Consider the following 17,055-nt stretch of genomic DNA (forward strand, 5'->3'; position numbering starts at 1 on the left):
GCTCCCGTGGAGTGGCATTTGCGGCGGGCGGCACTGCCGTCCGGGCGGCTCAAGGCGGCGGCGGAGCCTGGATTGGCGACCGCTCTCAACACGGAGAACGCGAAGGACCCCGGAGGGGTGTGAACGAGTCAAACAACGAGGCGGCGCGTGCTGCCCTTAAGCGATCAGCAGGGCAGATGCGAGCAGGTCCGGGTCTATCGTGCGATGCACCGCGATCACCAGCCCGATGAGGCGGTTCGTCCGGTCCCGATCGGCCGGCATGGTCCGGTCTCCGTGGCGCTTCGTGATCCTTCGTCTTCTTCGTGTTGAAGAGTGCGAAAGGATAAGCGGGTACGAACGGTTCCGGATGGCGTCGATGCCGGCCGCCAGAGATCCAGACCCATTCCCCCAGACCTTCGACCGCGGCCAAGGCGAAAGGCGGCGGGCCTTCCGCTCCCACATCCAACAGGGTCGGCATTTCCGGCGAGCGGCGCTAGGCCGGCTGCCCGAGGAAGTGCAGGACGTGCCAGGTGAACTGGTCCGGGTCCTGCAGGAACGAGAAATGGCTCGTCTCCGGCAGGATCAGCAGGCCGGCGCCAGGGATTGACGCCGCGAGGTATTCGGTGTGCGGCCGCTTGATCGCCTCGTCGTGGTCGCCGTCGGCCACCAGCGTCGGCGTGCGGATCGCGGCCAGTTGCCGCGTGGTCCAGTTTGGCTGCGTCGCCCACATGCGGCTGATGGCATCGACGAAGGCCTGGTATTCGTTGGGCGTGGTGGACAGCGCCCGGTACTCGAGGCCCGCCCGGGCGATGAAGCGGGCGAAGGTCGGGTTCTTCTCGACGCCGTTGACCACGCCCGAGGGATCGCTGTTGGCGGCGAAGGCGAAGACCTTGGTCACCCGCTCCGGGTGGCGGATCGCCAGGTCGAGCCCCAGGATGCCGCCGTCGCTCCAGCCCACCACCGCGGCCTTGGGTACCTTCAGATAGTCCAGCAGGCCGATCACGTCGTCCGCCATCAGGTCGTACCCGTACGGCCGGTTGTCGCGGGTGCTGCGGCCGTGGCCGCGGCTGTCGAGGACGATGACCTGGTACTGCTTCGCCACCACCGGCACCTGCAGGCCCCAGTAGTTCGCGTTCGCCAGGCCGCCGTGCAGGAACACCACCGGCTCGCCCTGGCCGAACACTGCGTGCCACAGCCGGATGCCGTTGACCGGCGCGTAGCCGCTGCGTGTCGTTTCCGGCAGGGTGGGGGTGGGAGGCAGTTCCAGCCAGAGCGGCGGCCGTGCCCAGGCCAGCGGCATCGGCAGCAGGGTCATCGCGGCAGTCACCAATCGGCGTGATATCATGATGTTATCCGTCCGACGATCACACGGCGGACGCTAAACGAGGCGCAGGGGCTGCGGCAAGAGACCGGCAGCCGATCGTCTCTCTATCGTCGTGGCCGGGCGTGTCCCGGCCATCCACCCCCCAACCGTTGAAGCGCAGATGGCCGGGACACGCCCGGCCACGACGGTGAGGCAACGGACTGGGCACCAAATCCTTCTCCAACCGTTGCCCTATCCTGATACGCACGGGGACACGCCCGGCCATGACGGAGGGGCAACGGCCGCCGCCATGCCGGCGCCTGTGCAACACCGCGGACGGGCGTCAAAAAGGCGGGCAGTAGGCATCGCTCTCGACCAGCTGCAGCTTCCGGAATTCCTCGGCCAGCAGCTCCTCGATCAGCCGCTGCTCGGCGTCGGCGCGGACCTCCTGCAGCATGTGCTGGAACCGCTTGATGTTCGTTTGTGCAACGAACCGTTCAAGCTGCCGGCTGGGCGTCATGGAATGGGAGGCGGCAGGCTCAGCCATGAGTCACCTTCGCGAATAAAGCTAAAGCGAAACGATGCCGGCGGCCATCAGGCCGGATCTCCGCCAGGTCACCCGGCGGCTACCATTGCAGTCTTCTTATGAAACCAACCCCTCAAAGCGAACGCACGAGGACGTTACCGTGCGGGGGTGACGATTGCAAGGAGATCGGCGTCCAGGCCACGCATGCACCCATCGCCCGGCGCGCGCAGCCACCCATCACGGCAGACCCTCAAGGCGTCGCGCTTGACACCCATGCCCCCGGTGCCACGCTGCGGCAGCCATCATCCGGGAGGCACCACAATGCGCTTCGGCCTGATCATCCGCGGCCAGTACCCGCAGGGCGACGACATGCGGCTGCGCCTGCGCGAGGACCTGGATGCCGCGAAACGCGCCGAGCAACTCGGCTACGACCTGATCGCCAAGGGATCGCACTACGCCTCGCACCCGTTCCAGTACATCCAGCAGATCCCGTATCTCTGCCAGGTCGCGCTGGTCGCGCCGAAGCTGCGCCTGTGCCCCGGCGTGGTGCTGCTGCCGCTGCACAGCCCGCTGCACGTCGCCGAGGAACTCGCATCGTTGGATATCATGTGTGACGGCAAGCTGGTGTTCGGCGCCGGCATCGGCTACCGCGAGGTCGAATTCAAGGCATTCGGCGCCACCCAGAAGCAGTCCGCCCGCCGCTTCGAGGAATGCCTGGAAGCGGTCAAGCGCCTGTGGGGCGAGGATTTCGTGACCATGAAGGGCAGCTACTTCGCGCTCGACAACGCCAACTGCACCGTCAAGCCCCTGCAGAAGCCCATGCCGCCCATCTGGATCGGCGCCAACGCCGACGCCGGCATCCGCCGCGCCGCCCGCGTCGCCGATGCCTGGTTCATCAACCCGCACAACAAGATCGACACCATCGCGCAACAGATGGAGGTGTACAAGCGCGCCCTGGACGCGTGCGGCAAGCCGTTGCCGAGCGAACTGCCGATGCTGCGCGAGGTCTTCGTCGCCCCCACCCGCGCCGAGGCGATCCGGCTCGCGCGTCCCTATCTGGAGGCCAAGTACAGCGCCTATCGCGACTGGGGCCAGGACAAGGTGATGCCGGCCGGGGACGCGTTCAGCGTCGACTTCGAGGACCTGATGAACGACCGCTTCCTGTTCGGCTCCCCCGCCGAGGTCACGGACCAGATCCTGGGGCTGCAGCGCCGTTTCGGTATAAACACAATTGTGCTGGGCATCCACTGGGCCGGCATGCCCGCCAGCCTGGCAATGGAGCAGATGCAGATCATTGCCGAGGATGTCTTCCCCGCCGTCCGCTCTGCCTGACCAGGACCGTTGCACATGAAAATTGGCGCCGTCATGTTCTTCACCGCCGATTCCATGCACCCCGCCGCGCTGGGCCGGGCGCTGGAGGAGCGGGGCTTCGAATCCCTGTGGGTGCCGGAGCACACGCATGTGCCGCTGACCCGGCTGTCGGAGTATCCCGGCGGCGGCCCGCTGCCGCGCCCCTACTACGACATTTACGACCCGTTCCTGGCGCTCAACACCGCCGCTGCCGTAACCAAAAACCTGATGATCGGCACTGGCATTTGTCTCGTCGTGCAGCGCGACCCGATCGTAACGGCGAAGATGGTGTCGTCCATCGACCAGCTGTCGCACGGCCGCTTCCTGTTCGGCGTCGGCAACGGCTGGAACCGCGACGAGATCGAGAACCACGGCACCGCCTTCGCCACCCGCAACAAGCTCGCGCGGGAACGCATCGAGGCGATGCAGGCGATCTGGACGCAGGACGCGCCATCCTACGACGGCGAATTCGTCAAATTCGGCCCGATGAACCAGTGGCCCAAGCCGTTCCAGAAGCCCTATCCCCCGATGATCGTCGGTGGCGCCTTCCCGCACGCCGCCCGTCGCGCCATCCGTTACGGCAACGGCTGGATTCCCCGCGCCGATCGGCTGGAACATGACGGGGTCGGAACGGTGATCGGGAAGTTCCGGGCCATGGCGACCGAGGCCGGCCGCGATCCGGCGTCGCTGCCGATCACCATTTTCCGCGTGCCGGACGATTTGGCGAAACTGCGCTTCTGCCAGGAGATCGGCATTGACCGCGTCGTGTTCAGCCTGCCGGCGGAACAGGACGACAAAATCCTGCCCATCCTCGACCGCTGGGTCGCGGTGAAGCGGGACCTTGGCCTGTGAACGTGAAGCTCGGCTACCTGCTGCCGACGCGCGAGCGAATCATGGAAGGGCAGCCGGAGACCGGCACGCTGCTGGCGCTGGCGCAACGCGCCGCCGGGCTGGGCTACGACTCCGTCTGGGTCGGCGATTCGCTGACCGCCCGGCCGCGGCACGATCCGCTGACCCTGCTGGCGGCGGTGGCGGGCCGGGTGCCCGGGCTGACGCTGGGCACGGCGGTGCTGCTGTCGGCGCTGCGCAACCCGGTGCTGCTGGCGCACCAGGTCGCCACCCTGGACCAGCTTTGCGGCGGCAACCTCATCCTCGGCGTCGGCTTCGCCGCCGATCGGCCGAACATCAGGGCGGAGTTCGCGGCGGCGGGGGTGCCGTTCGAGCACCGCATCGGCCGCATGATCGAGGGGCTGCGCCTGTGCCGCGCGCTGTGGTCCGGGCAGCCGGTGGACTGGGACGGGCGCTGGCAGACCGCCGGCGCAACCGTCGCGCCAACGCCGGCCCGCCCCGGCGGGCCGCCCGTGTGGATCGGCGGCAACCTGCCGGCCAGCCTGGAGCGCGCGGGGAAGCACTTCGACGGCTGGTTCCCGATCGCCCCCGCCGCGCCGGATTTCGCCGCCGGGCTGCAGCACGTGCGCGCGGTCGCCGCCAGCCACGGCCGCGACCCGGCCTCGGTCAGCGGTGCGATGTACCTGACCGTGTCGCTCGACGACGAGCCGGAAGCGGCGGAGGCGCGGCTGGACGCCTTCCTGGCGCGCTACTACGACCAGCCCGCCGCGCTGATCCGCCGGCGGCAGGCCTGCTACGCCGGTCCGGCGGCCGGTATGGCGGAATGGCTGGGCAGCTATGCGCAGGCCGGGGCGGAACACCTGGTGGTGCGCTTCGCCGGCGATCATGACCGCCACCTGGATGCAGTGGCGAAGCTGCGACACGCCTAGCAAGAACGCGTGCAACCGGTTGCCGCCTTCCCGGCGCCGCGGTATGGACCGCCAATGCCAAGCGCCAAACGATCCTCGGCGGGCAAGCCGCCGCATGCACGCATCAATTTCGACGACCGCATTGACGCCGCCGCTGCCGCCAGGAAGGCAGCCCTGGAGAAATTCCTCGCCCGGCGCGACGATCCGGTCTTCCAGCAGAAACAGGCCGAACTGGCCGCCGTCGCCGAGGCCCGCGCCGCCCGCCTCGCCGAGCGCAAGGCCGTGAAGGCGGCCGAGGAAGCCCGCCTCGCCGAGCGCAAGGCCGTGAAGGCGGCCGAGGAAGCCCGCCTCGCCGCCGAACGCGCCGAGAAGCAACGGGAGGAGCAGCGCCGCGCCGCCGAATCCCGGGCGGCGGAGGAGCAGGACCGCAAGGCCGTCCGCGACGCCCGCTACGCCGCACGCAAGGCGCGGAAAAAGTAAGCAAATTGTAGCCAGCGTGCGGCGGCTGCCCGGCCGCCGTCAGATGCATTTGTATGGTCGCGCCACTATGTAAGGCGCTTATCCTTCAACCGGAGCGCCGCAGGGCGCAAACGGAGGCAGTTGTGGTCAAGCGTCATAAAGAGGAAGACATCGCCGGCATCCTCGAATTCGCCGGCAGATCCAGCGAGGATCCGGAATTTCAGGAATGGCTGGCGGAGCACAAGGCCCGCCATGGCGGGAAGATCCGGGTCAGCAAGGGCCTGACCGGCGTGCGCGTGATGTTTGCCAAGAGTGCCGACATGGCGCTGTGGCAACGGCGGTCGGACGAGGCGGCCAAGGGTAAGAAGTCGGCCGCCTGACCCGCAGGAGCGCTTCCGCGGAGCGGGGTCGTCTCTCTCGCACGGAGCGAGGCCGTCTCTCTCTCCCACGGCGCAAGGTCGTCTCCCTATCGTCATGGCCGGGCGTGTCCCGGCCATCTGCGCTTCAACGGTTGGGGGGTGAACGGCCGGGACACGCCCAGGCATGACGATGGAGCAACGGCCTCTCGCCCATGTTCCACCTCGTTGTGCCGCCGGTTCGCCAACTCTGTGGTTGCCATGCCTGTGTTTGCGATCGCGCCGTCCCCGCTATCGCAGCACCGCCTCCGTCTTGCTTTCGACCAGCCCGAAGTCGATCTCGCCGCCCAACCCCGGCGCGGTTGGGGCGTGCATCAGCCCGTCGGCGTCGATCTCCAGTTCCTTCACCATGCCGTACTTGTGCGCGCCGTCCGGCAGCAGCACCTCCCACATCGTGGTGTTGCGCAGCGCCATGCACAGATGCAGGTTGGCGAGGTTGTTCAGCGAGTTGCCCGAATGGTGCACCTCGTAGCGGAGGCCGAACGCCTCGGCCAGGTGCGCGGTCTTGAGCATCGTCGTCAGGCCGCCCTTGTTCGGGATGTCGCCGCGCAGGTAGTCGGTGGCTTTCTCGGTCAGCCAGATCGGGTAGGTGTCCAGGCCGCCGGCGGGGAATTCGGTGGCCATGATCGGGATGTCCAGCTTCTGCCGCAGCTTGACGTAGCCGTAGATGTCCTCGTCGGCCAGCGGGTCTTCGAACCAGTAGTAGCCCATCTCCTCGATGGCGCGGCCGACGCGCAGGGCATCGGTGTAGTCGTAGGACCAGGTGGAATCGAGCATCAGCCGGAAATCGTCGCCGACGGCCTTGCGCACCGCCTCGCAGACGCGGATGTCGCGCTCGGGGTCGCGCGGCGGGTGGATCTTATAGGCAGTCCAACCCCTGGCCTTGAATGCCTGCGCCTGGTCGACATACGCCGCGGCGTCGGGCAGCACCTGTGAACTGGCGTAAGCCGGAATCGAGGTCCGGTAGGTCCCCATCAGCGCATGCACCGGCAGCCCGGCGATCTTGCCGGCGAGGTCCCACAGCGCGGTATCGACGGCGCCGATGGTGCGGTAGCTGACCGTGCGGTTGATCAGCCGCATGCCAGCGTGGATGCGCTCGCGCTGCAGCGGGTCCTGGCCCATCAGCATCGGCTTCAGCGAGCGGATCAGTTGCGGCCCGTCCATCGACGCGGGATTGCTGGCGGAGCCGAGGAAGGCGTGGCCTTCCAGGCCAGCGTCCGTGCGGATCCGCAGCAGGCCGAGATTGCTGCCCGAGGCGGCGGTGGCGCCCTGGTGATAGACGGTGACCGGGATATTGTCCCAGGCGAAGATCGTCAGGGTGACGTCGTCGATTTTCATGGTGTTTTCTCCCCGTTGGCCGGCGGGGAAGAGTGGCATGAAAGGCGGGGACGGGGAAATTTGCGCGAACGGCCCGCTTCTTTCCCTGACGCGTGCCCGGCAGCGTCGTGCCTATGTCGCGTAAACGTCCTCGACGGTGATCACCATGCCTGGCGGGTCAAACCGGATCTCACCCGCGGTCAGGATTCGTGTATCGAATTCCTGGCTGCCATTCCGCCGCCGATAATGAATCACCCGCGGCCGATCGGCATCGAAGATGAGGTAGTGGCGGATGGACGGCACCTGGAAATAGCCGACGAGCTTTCGGGTCAGGTCGTTGGCGCGCGTACTGGGCGAGAGCACTTCGACAACGATCAGCGGTGCCGGCACGACAACCGCATCGCCGGGCAGCTTACCGCCGCAATGCACGACGGCATCCGGTTCATAATCACCGTCTTCACCGGCCTCGATTGTCATTCCATCCGGATAGACGTGGCATGGCAGGTTCGCCTCCGCGACGGCCCGGCGCAGCGCCAGCCAGGCAAGCGCCTTGCGATCAGCGTGGCTTGCACGTTCCGGCGCCATGGCGACGACCTGGCCGTCGATCCGCTCGAAGCGGCCGCGTGGCTGGGCCTCGGCCCAGCGGCGATAGGCATTGCGCGACATGACGCCGAGAGACTGGTCTTCGGCAGTGCTACTCATCGGGAGATCCCTCGATCAGCCTCTATAGCGCGATGGCCCTGGGGAACTCCAGATAGCTTGTTGAAGGCCGGCCTCGGCACCATCGGCTGGGCCGAGCCGAGACTTCGATAACGCACTGACGGACCCGGCTACGCCGGTGTCACAGCCGGCCAGCTCACCGCCGCTACAACGGCTTGCGCACCCGCCACAGCGTCACCGGCAGCGCGGTCCGCCAGGTGTCGAACCGCCCCAGCGGCTCGGCGTGCGCGACCGACAGGCGCACAAGATCGCCGCCCAGCCGGGCGCGCAGGTCCGCCAGCATCGCCTCGGTCTGCACCGTGACCGCGTTCGCCACCAGCCGCCCGCCGGGGCGCAGCGCCTCCCAGCAGCGTTCCGGCACGCCGGGCACGGTCAGGCCGCCGCCGATGAAGATCGCATCCGGCGTTTCCAGCCCGTCCAGTGCCGCCGGCGCCCGGCCAGAGACGATCCGCAGCCCGGGTACGGCCAGCGCGTCCCGGTTGCGCGCGATCAGCGCCTGCCGCCCCTCATGCGCCTCGATGGCGATGGCGCGGCAGGCCGGGTGGCTGCGCATCCACTCGATGCCGATGGAGCCGCTGCCGGCGCCGATATCCCACAGCAACTCACCGGGCAGCGGCGCCAGGTGCGCCAGCGTCACCGCCCGCATGTCGCGCTTGGTCAGTTGCCCATCGTGCTGGAACGCCTCGTCCGGCAGGCCGGCCAGCCCGGACCAGCCGCGATGGTCCGCATCGGCCGCGCATTCGACGGCAACCACGTTCAGCTCGGCGCAGCGCGGCACGTCCCAGCCGGCGGCGGTGCCGCTGCGCCGCGCTTCCTGCGGCCCGCCCATATGTTCCAGCACCTCGATCCGGCTGGCGCCGAAGCCGTGCCCGGCCAGCGCCTGCGCCAGCGCCGCCGGGCTGCTGCCATCAGCCGACAGCACCAGCAGCCGGGCGCCCTCATGCACATGCCGCAGCACCGCCGCCACCGGCCGCCCGGTCACGCTCAGCAGCGCGGTATCCTGCAGCGCCCAGCCCAGTCGCGCCGCCGCCAGGGCGAAGGCCGAGGGCGCCGGCAGCACCCGCATCTCCGCCGCCGGCACCAGCCGCGCCAGCGTCGCGCCGACGCCGAACAGCATCGGGTCGCCGCTGGCCAACACGCACACCGGCATGCCGCGCCAGGCCAGCACGCAGCCGGCGTCGAACGGGCGCGGCCAGGGGTGACGCTGCTGGCTCACCACCGCCGGCACCAGCGCCAGGTGCCGCTCGCCGCCCACCAGTACGCAGGCGTCCGCGATCGCCTGCCGCGCGGCGGCGCCGAGCCCGTCCAGCCCGTCCTCGCCGATGCCCACCACCGTCAGCCACGCCGTCATCCGCCGCCCCATGCCCGCAAATCCGCCGGGCGTTCATAGGGCAGGGCTGCCATCGGCAAAACAGCTTGTTCATTGCCGCCCGGTTCGGTACGACGCCCGCGACTTTCCGTTCCGCCTCAACTTCCCCGGGGGGATGCTTCATGCTCGACTATCGGCGCGACGCGGCCGACATCTACGCGCGGTCCTTCGCCATCATCCGCGCCGAGGCCGATTTGTCCCGCATTCCGCCGGACCTGGAGAAGCTGGCGGTGCGCGTGGCGCACGCCTGCGGCATGCCGGACGTGATCGACGACCTGCGATTCTCTCCCGGCGCCGGCACCGCCGGGCGCGCGGCGCTGGCGGCCGGAGCGCCGATCCTGTGCGATTGCCGGATGGTCGAGTCGGGGATCACCCGGGCGCGGCTGCCGGCGGCGAACCGCACCATCGTCACGCTGGACGCCCCCGCGGTGCCCGACCTGGCGCGGCAGCTTGGCACCACCCGCTCGGCCGCCGCGGTCGACCTGTGGCAGCCGGTGCTGGCCGGCGCGGTCGTGGCCGTCGGCAACGCTCCCACGGCGCTGTTCCGCCTGCTGGAACTGCTCGACGCCGGCGCCCCCAAACCCGCCCTGATCCTGGGCTTCCCGGTCGGCTTTGTCGGCGCCGCCGAGTCGAAGGAGGCCCTGGCGGCCAACAGCCGCGGCGTCCCGTTCGTCATCGTGCGCGGCCGGCGCGGCGGCAGCGCCATGGCCGGCGCCGCGGTCAACGCCCTGGCGGCCGAGCGCGAGTAGATGGCCGCCGGACGCCTCGCGGTCGTCGGCCTGGGGCCCGGCTCGCCCGGCCTGATGGCGCCGGACGCCCGCGCCGAGCTCGACCGCGCGCAGGACATCGTCGGCTACGCCACCTACGTGCAGCTCGCCGGCGCCTTCCGTCCCGACCAGACGCTGCATGTCTCCGACAACCGCGAGGAACTCGACCGCGCCCGCCACGCCTTCGCCCTGGCCGCGTCCGGCCGGCATGTCGCGGTGGTGTCGTCCGGCGATCCCGGCGTGTTCGCCATGGCGGCGGCGGTGCTCGAGGCGCTGGAGCAGTCGGATGACCCGGCCTGGCACGCGGTGGATCTCGTGGTGCTGCCCGGCATCTCCGCGGCGCAGGCGGCGGCGGCGCGGGCCGGGGCACCGCTGGGGCACGATTTCTGCACCATCTCGCTGTCCGACAACCTCAAGCCCTGGGCGGTGATCGAGCGGCGGCTGGATGCCGCGGCCGGGGCCGACTTCGTGCTGGCGCTGTACAACCCGGTGTCCCGCGCGCGGCCGTGGCAGCTCGACAGCGCCCTGTCGCTGCTGCGCCGCCACCGCGACGCGGCGACGCCGGTGGTGCTCGGCCGCGACATCGGCCGCCCTGGCGAGACGCTGACCGTCACCACGCTGGGCGCGGTCACCGCCGCGATGGTCGATATGCGTACCGTGGTGATCGTCGGCTCCTCGGAAACGCGGGTGTTGCCGCGTTCCGGCCATGGCGCGTGGGTCTATACGCCGCGCCGCTATCCCGAACGCTGATCCGTTCATTCTCACTATAATGATGGAACCTCCATGACCGATCGTCCCTGGACCCCGCCCGCCATTCCGCCGCTGGCGCAGCACCGCGCCGCGGAGCTGCAGGCGCGCATCGACTTCAAGACCAAGCCGCCGGGCTCGCTCGGGCGGCTGGAGGAGATTGCGCTGCAGCTCGGCCTGATGCAGGACACCACCCATCCGGAACTGCGCAAGCCGACGGTGGTGGTGTTCGCCGGTGACCACGGCCTGGCGGCCGAGGGCGTCAGCCCGTTCCCGCCCGAGGTGACGCCGCAGATGGTGGCGAACTACCTGGCCGGCGGCGCCGGGATCAACGTCTTCGCCCGCGCGGCCAACCTGGCGATCGTCGTGGTCGATGCCGGCGTCGCCGTCGACCTGCGGCCGCATCCCGATCTGCTGGTGCGCAAGGTCCGCTATGGCACCCGCAACGCCCTGCACGAGGATGCGATGACCGATGCCGAGGTCGCGCTGTGCCTCTCGCGCGGCGCCGAGGTCGTCGCCGGCGTTGCCGCGAGCGGCTGCAACGCCATCCTCCCCGGCGAGATGGGCATCGGCAACACCTCGTCGGCCGCGCTGCTGACCAGCGCGCTGGCGCCCGCGCCGCTGGATGAATGCATCGGCATCGGCGCCGGCCATGTCGGCCCCGGCCTGGCGCACAAGAAGGCGGTGCTGGCGAAGGTGCAGCAGCGCCGTCCGGACGTGCATGACCCGCTGGCCGCGCTGGCCGCGTTCGGCGGCTGCGAGATCGCCATGATGACCGGCGCCATGCTGGAGGCGGCGTCGCGGCGCATGCTGATCGTGGTGGACGGGCTGATCTCCACCGCCGCCGCGCTGGTGGCGGCGCGGATCGACCCGGCGGTGACCGGCTATATGCTGTTCGCGCACGCCTCCGGCGACCGCTCGCACCACCACGCCCTGCAGGCGCTGGGCGGCAAGCCGCTGCTCGACCTCGGCCTGCGGCTGGGCGAGGCGACCGGCGCGGCGCTGGCCTGGCCGCTGATCGCCGCCTCGGCCGGCTTCCTGGCCGAGATGGCAACGTTCGAATCCGCCGCGGTCAGCCAGCGGACCGCCCCGTGATGGCGTTCGCCGCCCGCGAGGGGCGTGCCGTGTGGGCGGCGGCGATGTTCTTCACCCGCCTGCCGCTGCCCTCGCTGCCGGTGCTGCGGCCCGAGGACGAGAGCCGCGCCACCGGCTGGTGGCCGCTGATTGGCGTCGGCGTCGGCGCCCTGGTGGCGGCTGTGTGGTGGCTGGCCGCGCGCGTTCTGCCGGGCGGCGTCGCCGTGGGGCTGGCGCTGGCGGCGGGCATGCTGTTCACCGGCGCGATGCACGAGGACGGCTTCGCCGACGTCTGCGACGGCTTCGGCGGCGGCCGGACCCGCGAGCGCGTGCTGGAGATCATGCGCGACTCCCGTGTCGGGGCTTACGGCGCCGTCGGCGTCGTCATGCTGCTCGGACTGAAATGGCAGGCGATGGCGGCGCTGCCGGCGGGGCTGCTGCCGGCGGTGGTGATCGCCGCGCACGCGCTGAGCCGCGGCGCGGCGCTGGGGATCACCGCGACCTTGCCCTATGCCCGCAGCGACGGGCGGCCGGCGCAGCGCATGACCGGGGTCTCCGGCGCGCGGCTGGCGGCTGGGGCGGTGGTGGCGTTGGCGCCGCTGCTGCTGCTGCCACTCGGCACGCGGGTGGCCTGCCTGGCGGTGACGGTGGCGGCGTGGGCCGGCTGCGCCCTGTGGTTCCGCCGCCGCCTGGGCGGCTACACCGGCGACTGCCTGGGCGCAACGCAGCAGGTCGCCGAGATCGCCATCCTGCTGGCCGCGCTGGCCACCCTATGACCCTGCTGCTGATCCGGCACACCGCGGTGATGGGCGCCGGCGGCCTGTGCTACGGCCGCACCGAGGTCCCTCTGGCCGCCAGCTTCGCCGCCGAGGCCGCCGCCGTACGCGCCGCCCTGCACACCACCTTGGCGCCCCAACCCTGGACGCTGTACGCCAGTCCCGCGCTGCGCTGCCGCCTGCTGGCCGAGACGCTCGACGCGCCGGTGACCCTCGATCCCCGCCTGGGCGAGGTCGATTTCGGCGACTGGGACGGCCACGCCTGGGACGACCTGCCGCGCGCGGCGCTGGATGGCTGGTGCGCGGATTTCGTCCACGCCCGCCCGCCCGGCGGCGAATCCTTCAAGGACCTGATCGCCCGCGCCGAGGACTTCGTCGCCGACGTCGCCCGCCGGCACGCGGACGGCACGGTGCTGGCGGTGACGCACGCCGGCATCATCCGCGCCTTGCTCGCCCCGCGCCGCGGCCTGGGCTATGCCGACGCCTTCAGCATCGCCGTGCCGCACGGCAGCATCCACGCCGTATCGGAGAGCCTCGCGCCATGAGCATGATCTACCTGATTGGCATGGGCCCCGGCGGCCCCGAATACCTCACCATGCAGGCCATCGCGGCGCTGCGGAAGCTGGATGTCGTCTTCATCCTGGAGAAGGACGGCCGCGGCAAGGAGGCGCTGAGCGAGGCGCGGCGGCAGATCCTGGATACCTACTGCGAGCCCGGCACCTTCCGGATCGTGACCGCGCCCAGCCCCGGGCGGCGGCCGGCCGGCGAGGACTACCTGGACGTCGTGGCCGACTGGCACCAACGCAAGACCGCGCTGATCGCCGGCATGATCCGCGACTCGCTGCGGCACGGCGAGATCGGCGGCATCCTGGTCTGGGGCGATCCGGCGCTGTACGACAGCAACATCGCCATCCTGCATCGCATCCGCCGCGAGCATCTGCCGGCACTGAGGTTCGAGGTGATCCCCGGCATCACCAGCGCCCAGTTGCTGACCGCCCGCCACCAGGTGCCGCTGAACGAAATCGGCGAGGACGTGCTGATCACCACCGCCCGCCGGATGCAGGCCGGCAGTGTCGACGGCCACTCCAGCGCAGTGGTGATGCTGGACTCGAACGCCGCGTTCGAGCGGATCGACGGGGACGACCTGGATATCCACTGGGGCGCCTACCTGGGCACGGAGAATGAGGTGCTGGTCTCCGGGCCGCTGCGCGAGGTGCGCGGGCGGATCGCCGAACTGGTCGCCGAGCAGAAGCAGCGTCACGGGTGGATTTTGGACATCTACCTGCTGAAGCGGCGGCGGGCCGGGGGGTGATGGGAAAACCTCAGCCGGTAATCGACCTGGTCATGCCCTCTGCCCGCGGCTCGGCACATGGGATCATGGGTGACCATTAACGGCTGAAGGGAAACAGCACGAGTTTATTAGGACCTGCGCCTCGTCGAGGCCATCCTCCATCTGAGAGCGATGTTCTCGATGAGGGAGGCAGGAATTGTGTCTGCTATGCATGGCCAATGTGGAACGCAGATCCTCGGCGGGTCGCGCCCATGTGCTCCAACTCCTGGCGCTCGTTGAGCATCCTGATGCGCTCCCGGCCGAGGCGGCGCTGCGGCTCGCCGGAGAAATTCTGGAACTGATCCGGGAGGAACGGACCGAGCGCCGGTGCGAGCCCGTGACTCCGCCTTCAGGCAGCCCATGAAGCCCGCTGGAACACGAAGGGAGGCGATCATGAAGAACAACAGCACCCAGACGCCGGAACACGGCACCATGCCCGGCCCATCCCAGGATCTCCTCACCGAGCTGGAGGCAGCCTACAAGGATATTCACGCCCATCCCGAGCTGTCGATGCAGGAGCGCCGCACGGCGGGCATCGCCGCCGCCTGGCTGCGGACGCATGGCTACGACGTCACCGAAGGCGTCGGCGGCACCGGCGTCGTCGGGCTGTTGCGCAACGGCGATGGCGCCACGGTGCTGCTGCGTGCCGACATGGATGCGCTGCCGATCGCGGAGAGCACAGGCCTGCCCTTTGCCAGCAAGGCAACCGGCACCGACCGTTTCAGCCAGTCCACCGCGATCGCGCATTCCTGCGGCCACGACATGCATGTCGTCTGGCTGATGGGGGCGACACGCATCCTGGCCGAGAACCGCGACCGCTGGCACGGCACGGTGATGGCGGTGTTCCAGCCCGGGGAGGAAACCGCCCAGGGCGCGCGCGCCATGATCGAGGACGGCATGGTCAGGCGCTTCCCGAAGCCGGACGTGACATTGGGCCAGCACGTCATGCCACTCAGCGCCGGCCTCATCGGCTGGCGCATCGGCACCATGCTCTCGGCCGGCGACAGCTGGGAGGTGACGCTGTTCGGCCGCGGCGCCCACGGGTCGATGCCGCAGAAGAGCATCGACCCCGTGGTGATGGCTGCCTCCGCCGTCATGCGCCTGCAGACGGTGGTGTCGCGCGAAGTGGCCATGACCGACAGCGCCGTGGTCACGGTCGGCACCCTCCGGGCGGGCATGAGCGAGAATGTCATTCCGGACCGGGCCCTGCTCCGGCTCAATATCCGCACCTTTAAGGACCAGGTGCGCAGCCGGGTGCTGGCCGCGACCCGGCGCATCCTGGAGGCGGAGGCCACGGCATCGGGCGCGCCGAAGCCGCCGGAGTTTTCCGTGCTGAGCGAATACCCGGTGACCCGCAACGACGAGGCTGCCACGCGCAAGGTCGTGGCGGCCCTGGCGCGTCATTTCGGCACGGACCAGGTGCTCGAGATCGAGCCTGCCACGGCAAGCGAGGACTTCGGCCTGTTCGGCGCTGCCTGGGACGTGCCCGCGGTGTTCTGGGTCGTCGGCGGCACCGATCCGGAGAAATTCAAGGCGGCCGAGCAGGCCGGCAAGCTGGATGAGATTCCGGTCAATCACGCGCCGGACTTCGCGCCGGTGATCCACCCCACCCTGCGCACCGGCGTCGAGGCGATGCTTGCCGCCGCGGGTGCCTGGCTGGCCGCCGGGGAGGAAAAGCCCTGAGCGCCATCGAACCGGCAATCCTGCTGGTCAGGATACTCGATCTCATCGGCGCGTTCGTCTTCGCGATCAGCGGCGCGGCGCTGGGCGTGCAGCGCGGCATGGACCTGTTCGGCGTGCTGGTGCTCGCCTTCGTCACCGCCGTGGTGGGCGGCATCACGCGGGATATGCTCATCGGCGCCATCCCGCCTGACTCCATCGCGAGTTGGCACAATCTGGCGCTGGCCGTCGTGGCCGGGCTGCTGGTCTTTCGCTTCCACAGGCTGCTCGACCGGCTGCAGCACCCGGTGCTGTTCTTCGATGCGGCCGGGCTTGGGGTGTTCGCCGTGGCCGGGACCCAGAAAGCCCTGGAGTACGGGATCAATCTGCCGATGGCGGCCATCCTGGGCATGGTCAGCGGCATCGGCGGCGGCATGGTGCGCGACGTCCTGACGGCACAGGTGCCGACTGTCCTGCGCTCAGATATCTATGCCGTCGCCGCGCTGGCGGGCGCGTTGGTGGTGGTCGCAGGCAGCCAGGCCGGGCTGCCGCCGGCTGTCGTCGCGCCGGCCGGGATCGTACTCTGCGTGTTCCTGCGCCTGATGGCACTCTATCGAGGCTGGAAGCTGCCCGGCGCCCGCTTCGAAAAAGCCGGGCAATGAGCCACCGTCCTCGCAACCATGACGGGATTGGCGCCGGCGCGTCCTGGCCGGCTCCCATGACGAAGCAGGAACAATTCTATGCCGCCTCTCCCACCCAGCGCGTCCCCGGTACCAGGATCATCGCGAAGTACGGCACGCTGGCCGGATCGACCTCGGCCAACGGTAGCACGCGCTGGCGGGCCATAGTGCCGCGCTCGACGTAGATCGCCCGGCCGGTCATCCCGAGTTCCCGCAGCACGCCGCATACCTTGGGGAAATTGCCGCCCAGCTTCATGATCGCCGCCGCCTCGGTCCGCGCCAGGTGCCGGGCCAGATCTTCGGCCGGCAGCACGCCGGACAGCACCGTCAGCGTCTGGTTGCGGTACATCAGCGGCGTGGACGCCGCCGCGGCGCAGGCCACCACCGAGCAGACGCCCGGCACCACGATCGTTTCGTAGCGGCCGGCCAGGCGGTCATGCAGGTACATATACGAGCCGTAGAACAGCGGATCGCCCTCGCAGATCGCGGCGACGTCGCGGCCGGCGTCCAGGTGCCTGGCCACCGCCACGCAGGAGTCGTCATAGAAGTCCCGCAGCGCGGTCTCGTAGCAGAACGGCGGCGGAAGCTTCTCGGTGGTCACCGGATAGACCAGCGGCAGCCGGACCTGTTCCGGGCGCAGGTAGCCCTCGACGATGCCCAGCGCATTGCTGGCGCGGCCTTTCGCCACCGGATAGGCGACCACCGGTGCCTCCTGCAGCAGGCGCAGCGCCTTCAGGGTGATCAGCTCAGGATCGCCCGGGCCGACGCCGAGGCCAAGCAGGCGGCCGGTGTGGCGCGCGGAGAAATTCGGTGTGTCGTTCATGGG

General features: G+C 69.8%; 19 protein-coding genes. 13 read left to right on the plus strand and 6 right to left on the minus strand.

All coding sequences use genetic code 11. From position 1 onward, the window contains the following. Positions 1–472 precede the first annotated feature (472 nt). Both CCS01_RS13820 and CCS01_RS32810 read right to left on the minus strand, forming a co-directional pair. Positions 473–1,324 carry an alpha/beta fold hydrolase gene (locus CCS01_RS13820; RefSeq protein ID WP_104519395.1) on the minus strand — a complete coding sequence of 284 codons (852 nt, stop codon included), beginning with the start codon at positions 1,322–1,324 and terminating at the stop codon, positions 473–475. A gap of 301 nt (positions 1,325–1,625) precedes the next feature. Continuing rightward, positions 1,626–1,829, minus strand: a complete 204-nt coding sequence (locus CCS01_RS32810; RefSeq protein ID WP_146101745.1) for a hypothetical protein — start codon at positions 1,827–1,829, stop codon at positions 1,626–1,628. A gap of 300 nt (positions 1,830–2,129) precedes the next feature. On the opposite strand from CCS01_RS32810, the gene CCS01_RS13825 reads away from it, so the two are divergent. From CCS01_RS13825 to CCS01_RS13845, 5 genes are read left to right on the plus strand one after another with little or no spacing between them, the layout of a single operon-like run. Continuing rightward, entirely contained in the window at positions 2,130–3,140 is a 1,011-nt protein-coding gene (locus CCS01_RS13825) for an LLM class flavin-dependent oxidoreductase (RefSeq protein WP_158258379.1), read from the plus strand. A gap of 15 nt (positions 3,141–3,155) precedes the next feature. Further along, positions 3,156–4,010, plus strand: coding sequence for an LLM class F420-dependent oxidoreductase (locus CCS01_RS13830; protein WP_104519397.1), 855 nt, complete (start codon positions 3,156–3,158; stop codon positions 4,008–4,010). Continuing rightward, positions 4,007–4,936, plus strand: a complete 930-nt coding sequence (locus CCS01_RS13835) for an LLM class flavin-dependent oxidoreductase (RefSeq protein WP_104519398.1) — start codon at positions 4,007–4,009, stop codon at positions 4,934–4,936. The genes CCS01_RS13830 and CCS01_RS13835 overlap by 4 nt, the downstream gene beginning before the upstream one ends. 54 nt (positions 4,937–4,990) lie before the next feature. Further along, complete coding sequence (locus CCS01_RS13840) at positions 4,991–5,395, plus strand: DUF6481 family protein (protein WP_104519399.1); 405 nt, start codon at positions 4,991–4,993, stop codon at positions 5,393–5,395. A 53-nt stretch (positions 5,396–5,448) separates the two neighbouring features. After that, complete coding sequence (locus CCS01_RS13845) at positions 5,449–5,754, plus strand: hypothetical protein (RefSeq protein WP_146101746.1); 306 nt, start codon at positions 5,449–5,451, stop codon at positions 5,752–5,754. Between the two features lie 267 nt (positions 5,755–6,021). On the opposite strand, the gene CCS01_RS13850 is transcribed toward CCS01_RS13845, so the two are convergent. The 3 genes from CCS01_RS13850 to cbiE all read right to left on the minus strand — a co-directional run bounded on the left by CCS01_RS13850 (position 6,022) and on the right by cbiE (position 9,190). Continuing rightward, on the minus strand, positions 6,022–7,128 hold the full coding sequence (locus CCS01_RS13850) for an enolase C-terminal domain-like protein (protein WP_104519401.1): 1,107 nt from the start codon (positions 7,126–7,128) through the stop codon (positions 6,022–6,024). A gap of 111 nt (positions 7,129–7,239) precedes the next feature. Further along, positions 7,240–7,809 (minus strand): Uma2 family endonuclease, encoded by a 570-nt coding sequence (locus CCS01_RS13855; protein ID WP_104519402.1) that lies wholly within the window; start codon positions 7,807–7,809, stop codon positions 7,240–7,242. Between the two features lie 163 nt (positions 7,810–7,972). After that, positions 7,973–9,190 carry a precorrin-6y C5,15-methyltransferase (decarboxylating) subunit CbiE gene (gene cbiE, locus CCS01_RS13860; protein WP_456307602.1) on the minus strand — a complete coding sequence of 406 codons (1,218 nt, stop codon included), beginning with the start codon at positions 9,188–9,190 and terminating at the stop codon, positions 7,973–7,975. A gap of 128 nt (positions 9,191–9,318) precedes the next feature. On the opposite strand from cbiE, the gene CCS01_RS13865 reads away from it, so the two are divergent. The 8 genes from CCS01_RS13865 (at position 9,319) to CCS01_RS13900 (ending at position 16,211) form a co-directional block, all read left to right on the plus strand. Continuing rightward, positions 9,319–9,945: a precorrin-8X methylmutase gene (locus tag CCS01_RS13865; protein ID WP_104519403.1), complete on the plus strand. Its 627-nt coding sequence runs from the start codon at positions 9,319–9,321 to the stop codon at positions 9,943–9,945. After that, on the plus strand, positions 9,946–10,713 hold the full coding sequence (gene cobJ / locus CCS01_RS13870; RefSeq protein ID WP_104519404.1) for a precorrin-3B C(17)-methyltransferase: 768 nt from the start codon (positions 9,946–9,948) through the stop codon (positions 10,711–10,713). Between the two features lie 33 nt (positions 10,714–10,746). Continuing rightward, entirely contained in the window at positions 10,747–11,805 is a 1,059-nt protein-coding gene (cobT, locus tag CCS01_RS13875; RefSeq protein ID WP_104519405.1) for a nicotinate-nucleotide--dimethylbenzimidazole phosphoribosyltransferase, read from the plus strand. Next, positions 11,805–12,560, plus strand: coding sequence for an adenosylcobinamide-GDP ribazoletransferase (gene cobS, locus CCS01_RS13880; protein WP_104519406.1), 756 nt, complete (start codon positions 11,805–11,807; stop codon positions 12,558–12,560). Before cobT ends, cobS begins: the two co-directional genes overlap by 1 nt. Beyond that, on the plus strand, positions 12,557–13,105 hold the full coding sequence (gene cobC, locus CCS01_RS13885) for an alpha-ribazole phosphatase family protein (protein WP_104519407.1): 549 nt from the start codon (positions 12,557–12,559) through the stop codon (positions 13,103–13,105). The genes cobS and cobC overlap by 4 nt, the downstream gene beginning before the upstream one ends. Then, the gene (cobF, locus tag CCS01_RS13890; protein ID WP_104519408.1) at positions 13,102–13,872 is read left to right on the plus strand and encodes a precorrin-6A synthase (deacetylating); all 771 of its coding nucleotides are present in this window, start codon (positions 13,102–13,104) and stop codon (positions 13,870–13,872) included. Before cobC ends, cobF begins: the two co-directional genes overlap by 4 nt. A gap of 411 nt (positions 13,873–14,283) precedes the next feature. Continuing rightward, positions 14,284–15,573, plus strand: coding sequence for an amidohydrolase (locus CCS01_RS13895; RefSeq protein WP_204848265.1), 1,290 nt, complete (start codon positions 14,284–14,286; stop codon positions 15,571–15,573). A 44-nt stretch (positions 15,574–15,617) separates the two neighbouring features. Beyond that, complete coding sequence (locus CCS01_RS13900) at positions 15,618–16,211, plus strand: trimeric intracellular cation channel family protein (protein ID WP_275112916.1); 594 nt, start codon at positions 15,618–15,620, stop codon at positions 16,209–16,211. A 76-nt stretch (positions 16,212–16,287) separates the two neighbouring features. Here CCS01_RS13900 and CCS01_RS13905 read toward each other — a convergent pair whose 3' ends face one another. Continuing rightward, positions 16,288–17,052 carry a precorrin-2 C(20)-methyltransferase gene (locus CCS01_RS13905; RefSeq protein ID WP_104519409.1) on the minus strand — a complete coding sequence of 255 codons (765 nt, stop codon included), beginning with the start codon at positions 17,050–17,052 and terminating at the stop codon, positions 16,288–16,290. Positions 17,053–17,055: the final 3 nt, after the last annotated feature.

Source organism: Rhodopila globiformis (assembly GCF_002937115.1).
Classification (GTDB): domain Bacteria; phylum Pseudomonadota; class Alphaproteobacteria; order Acetobacterales; family Acetobacteraceae; genus Rhodopila; species Rhodopila globiformis.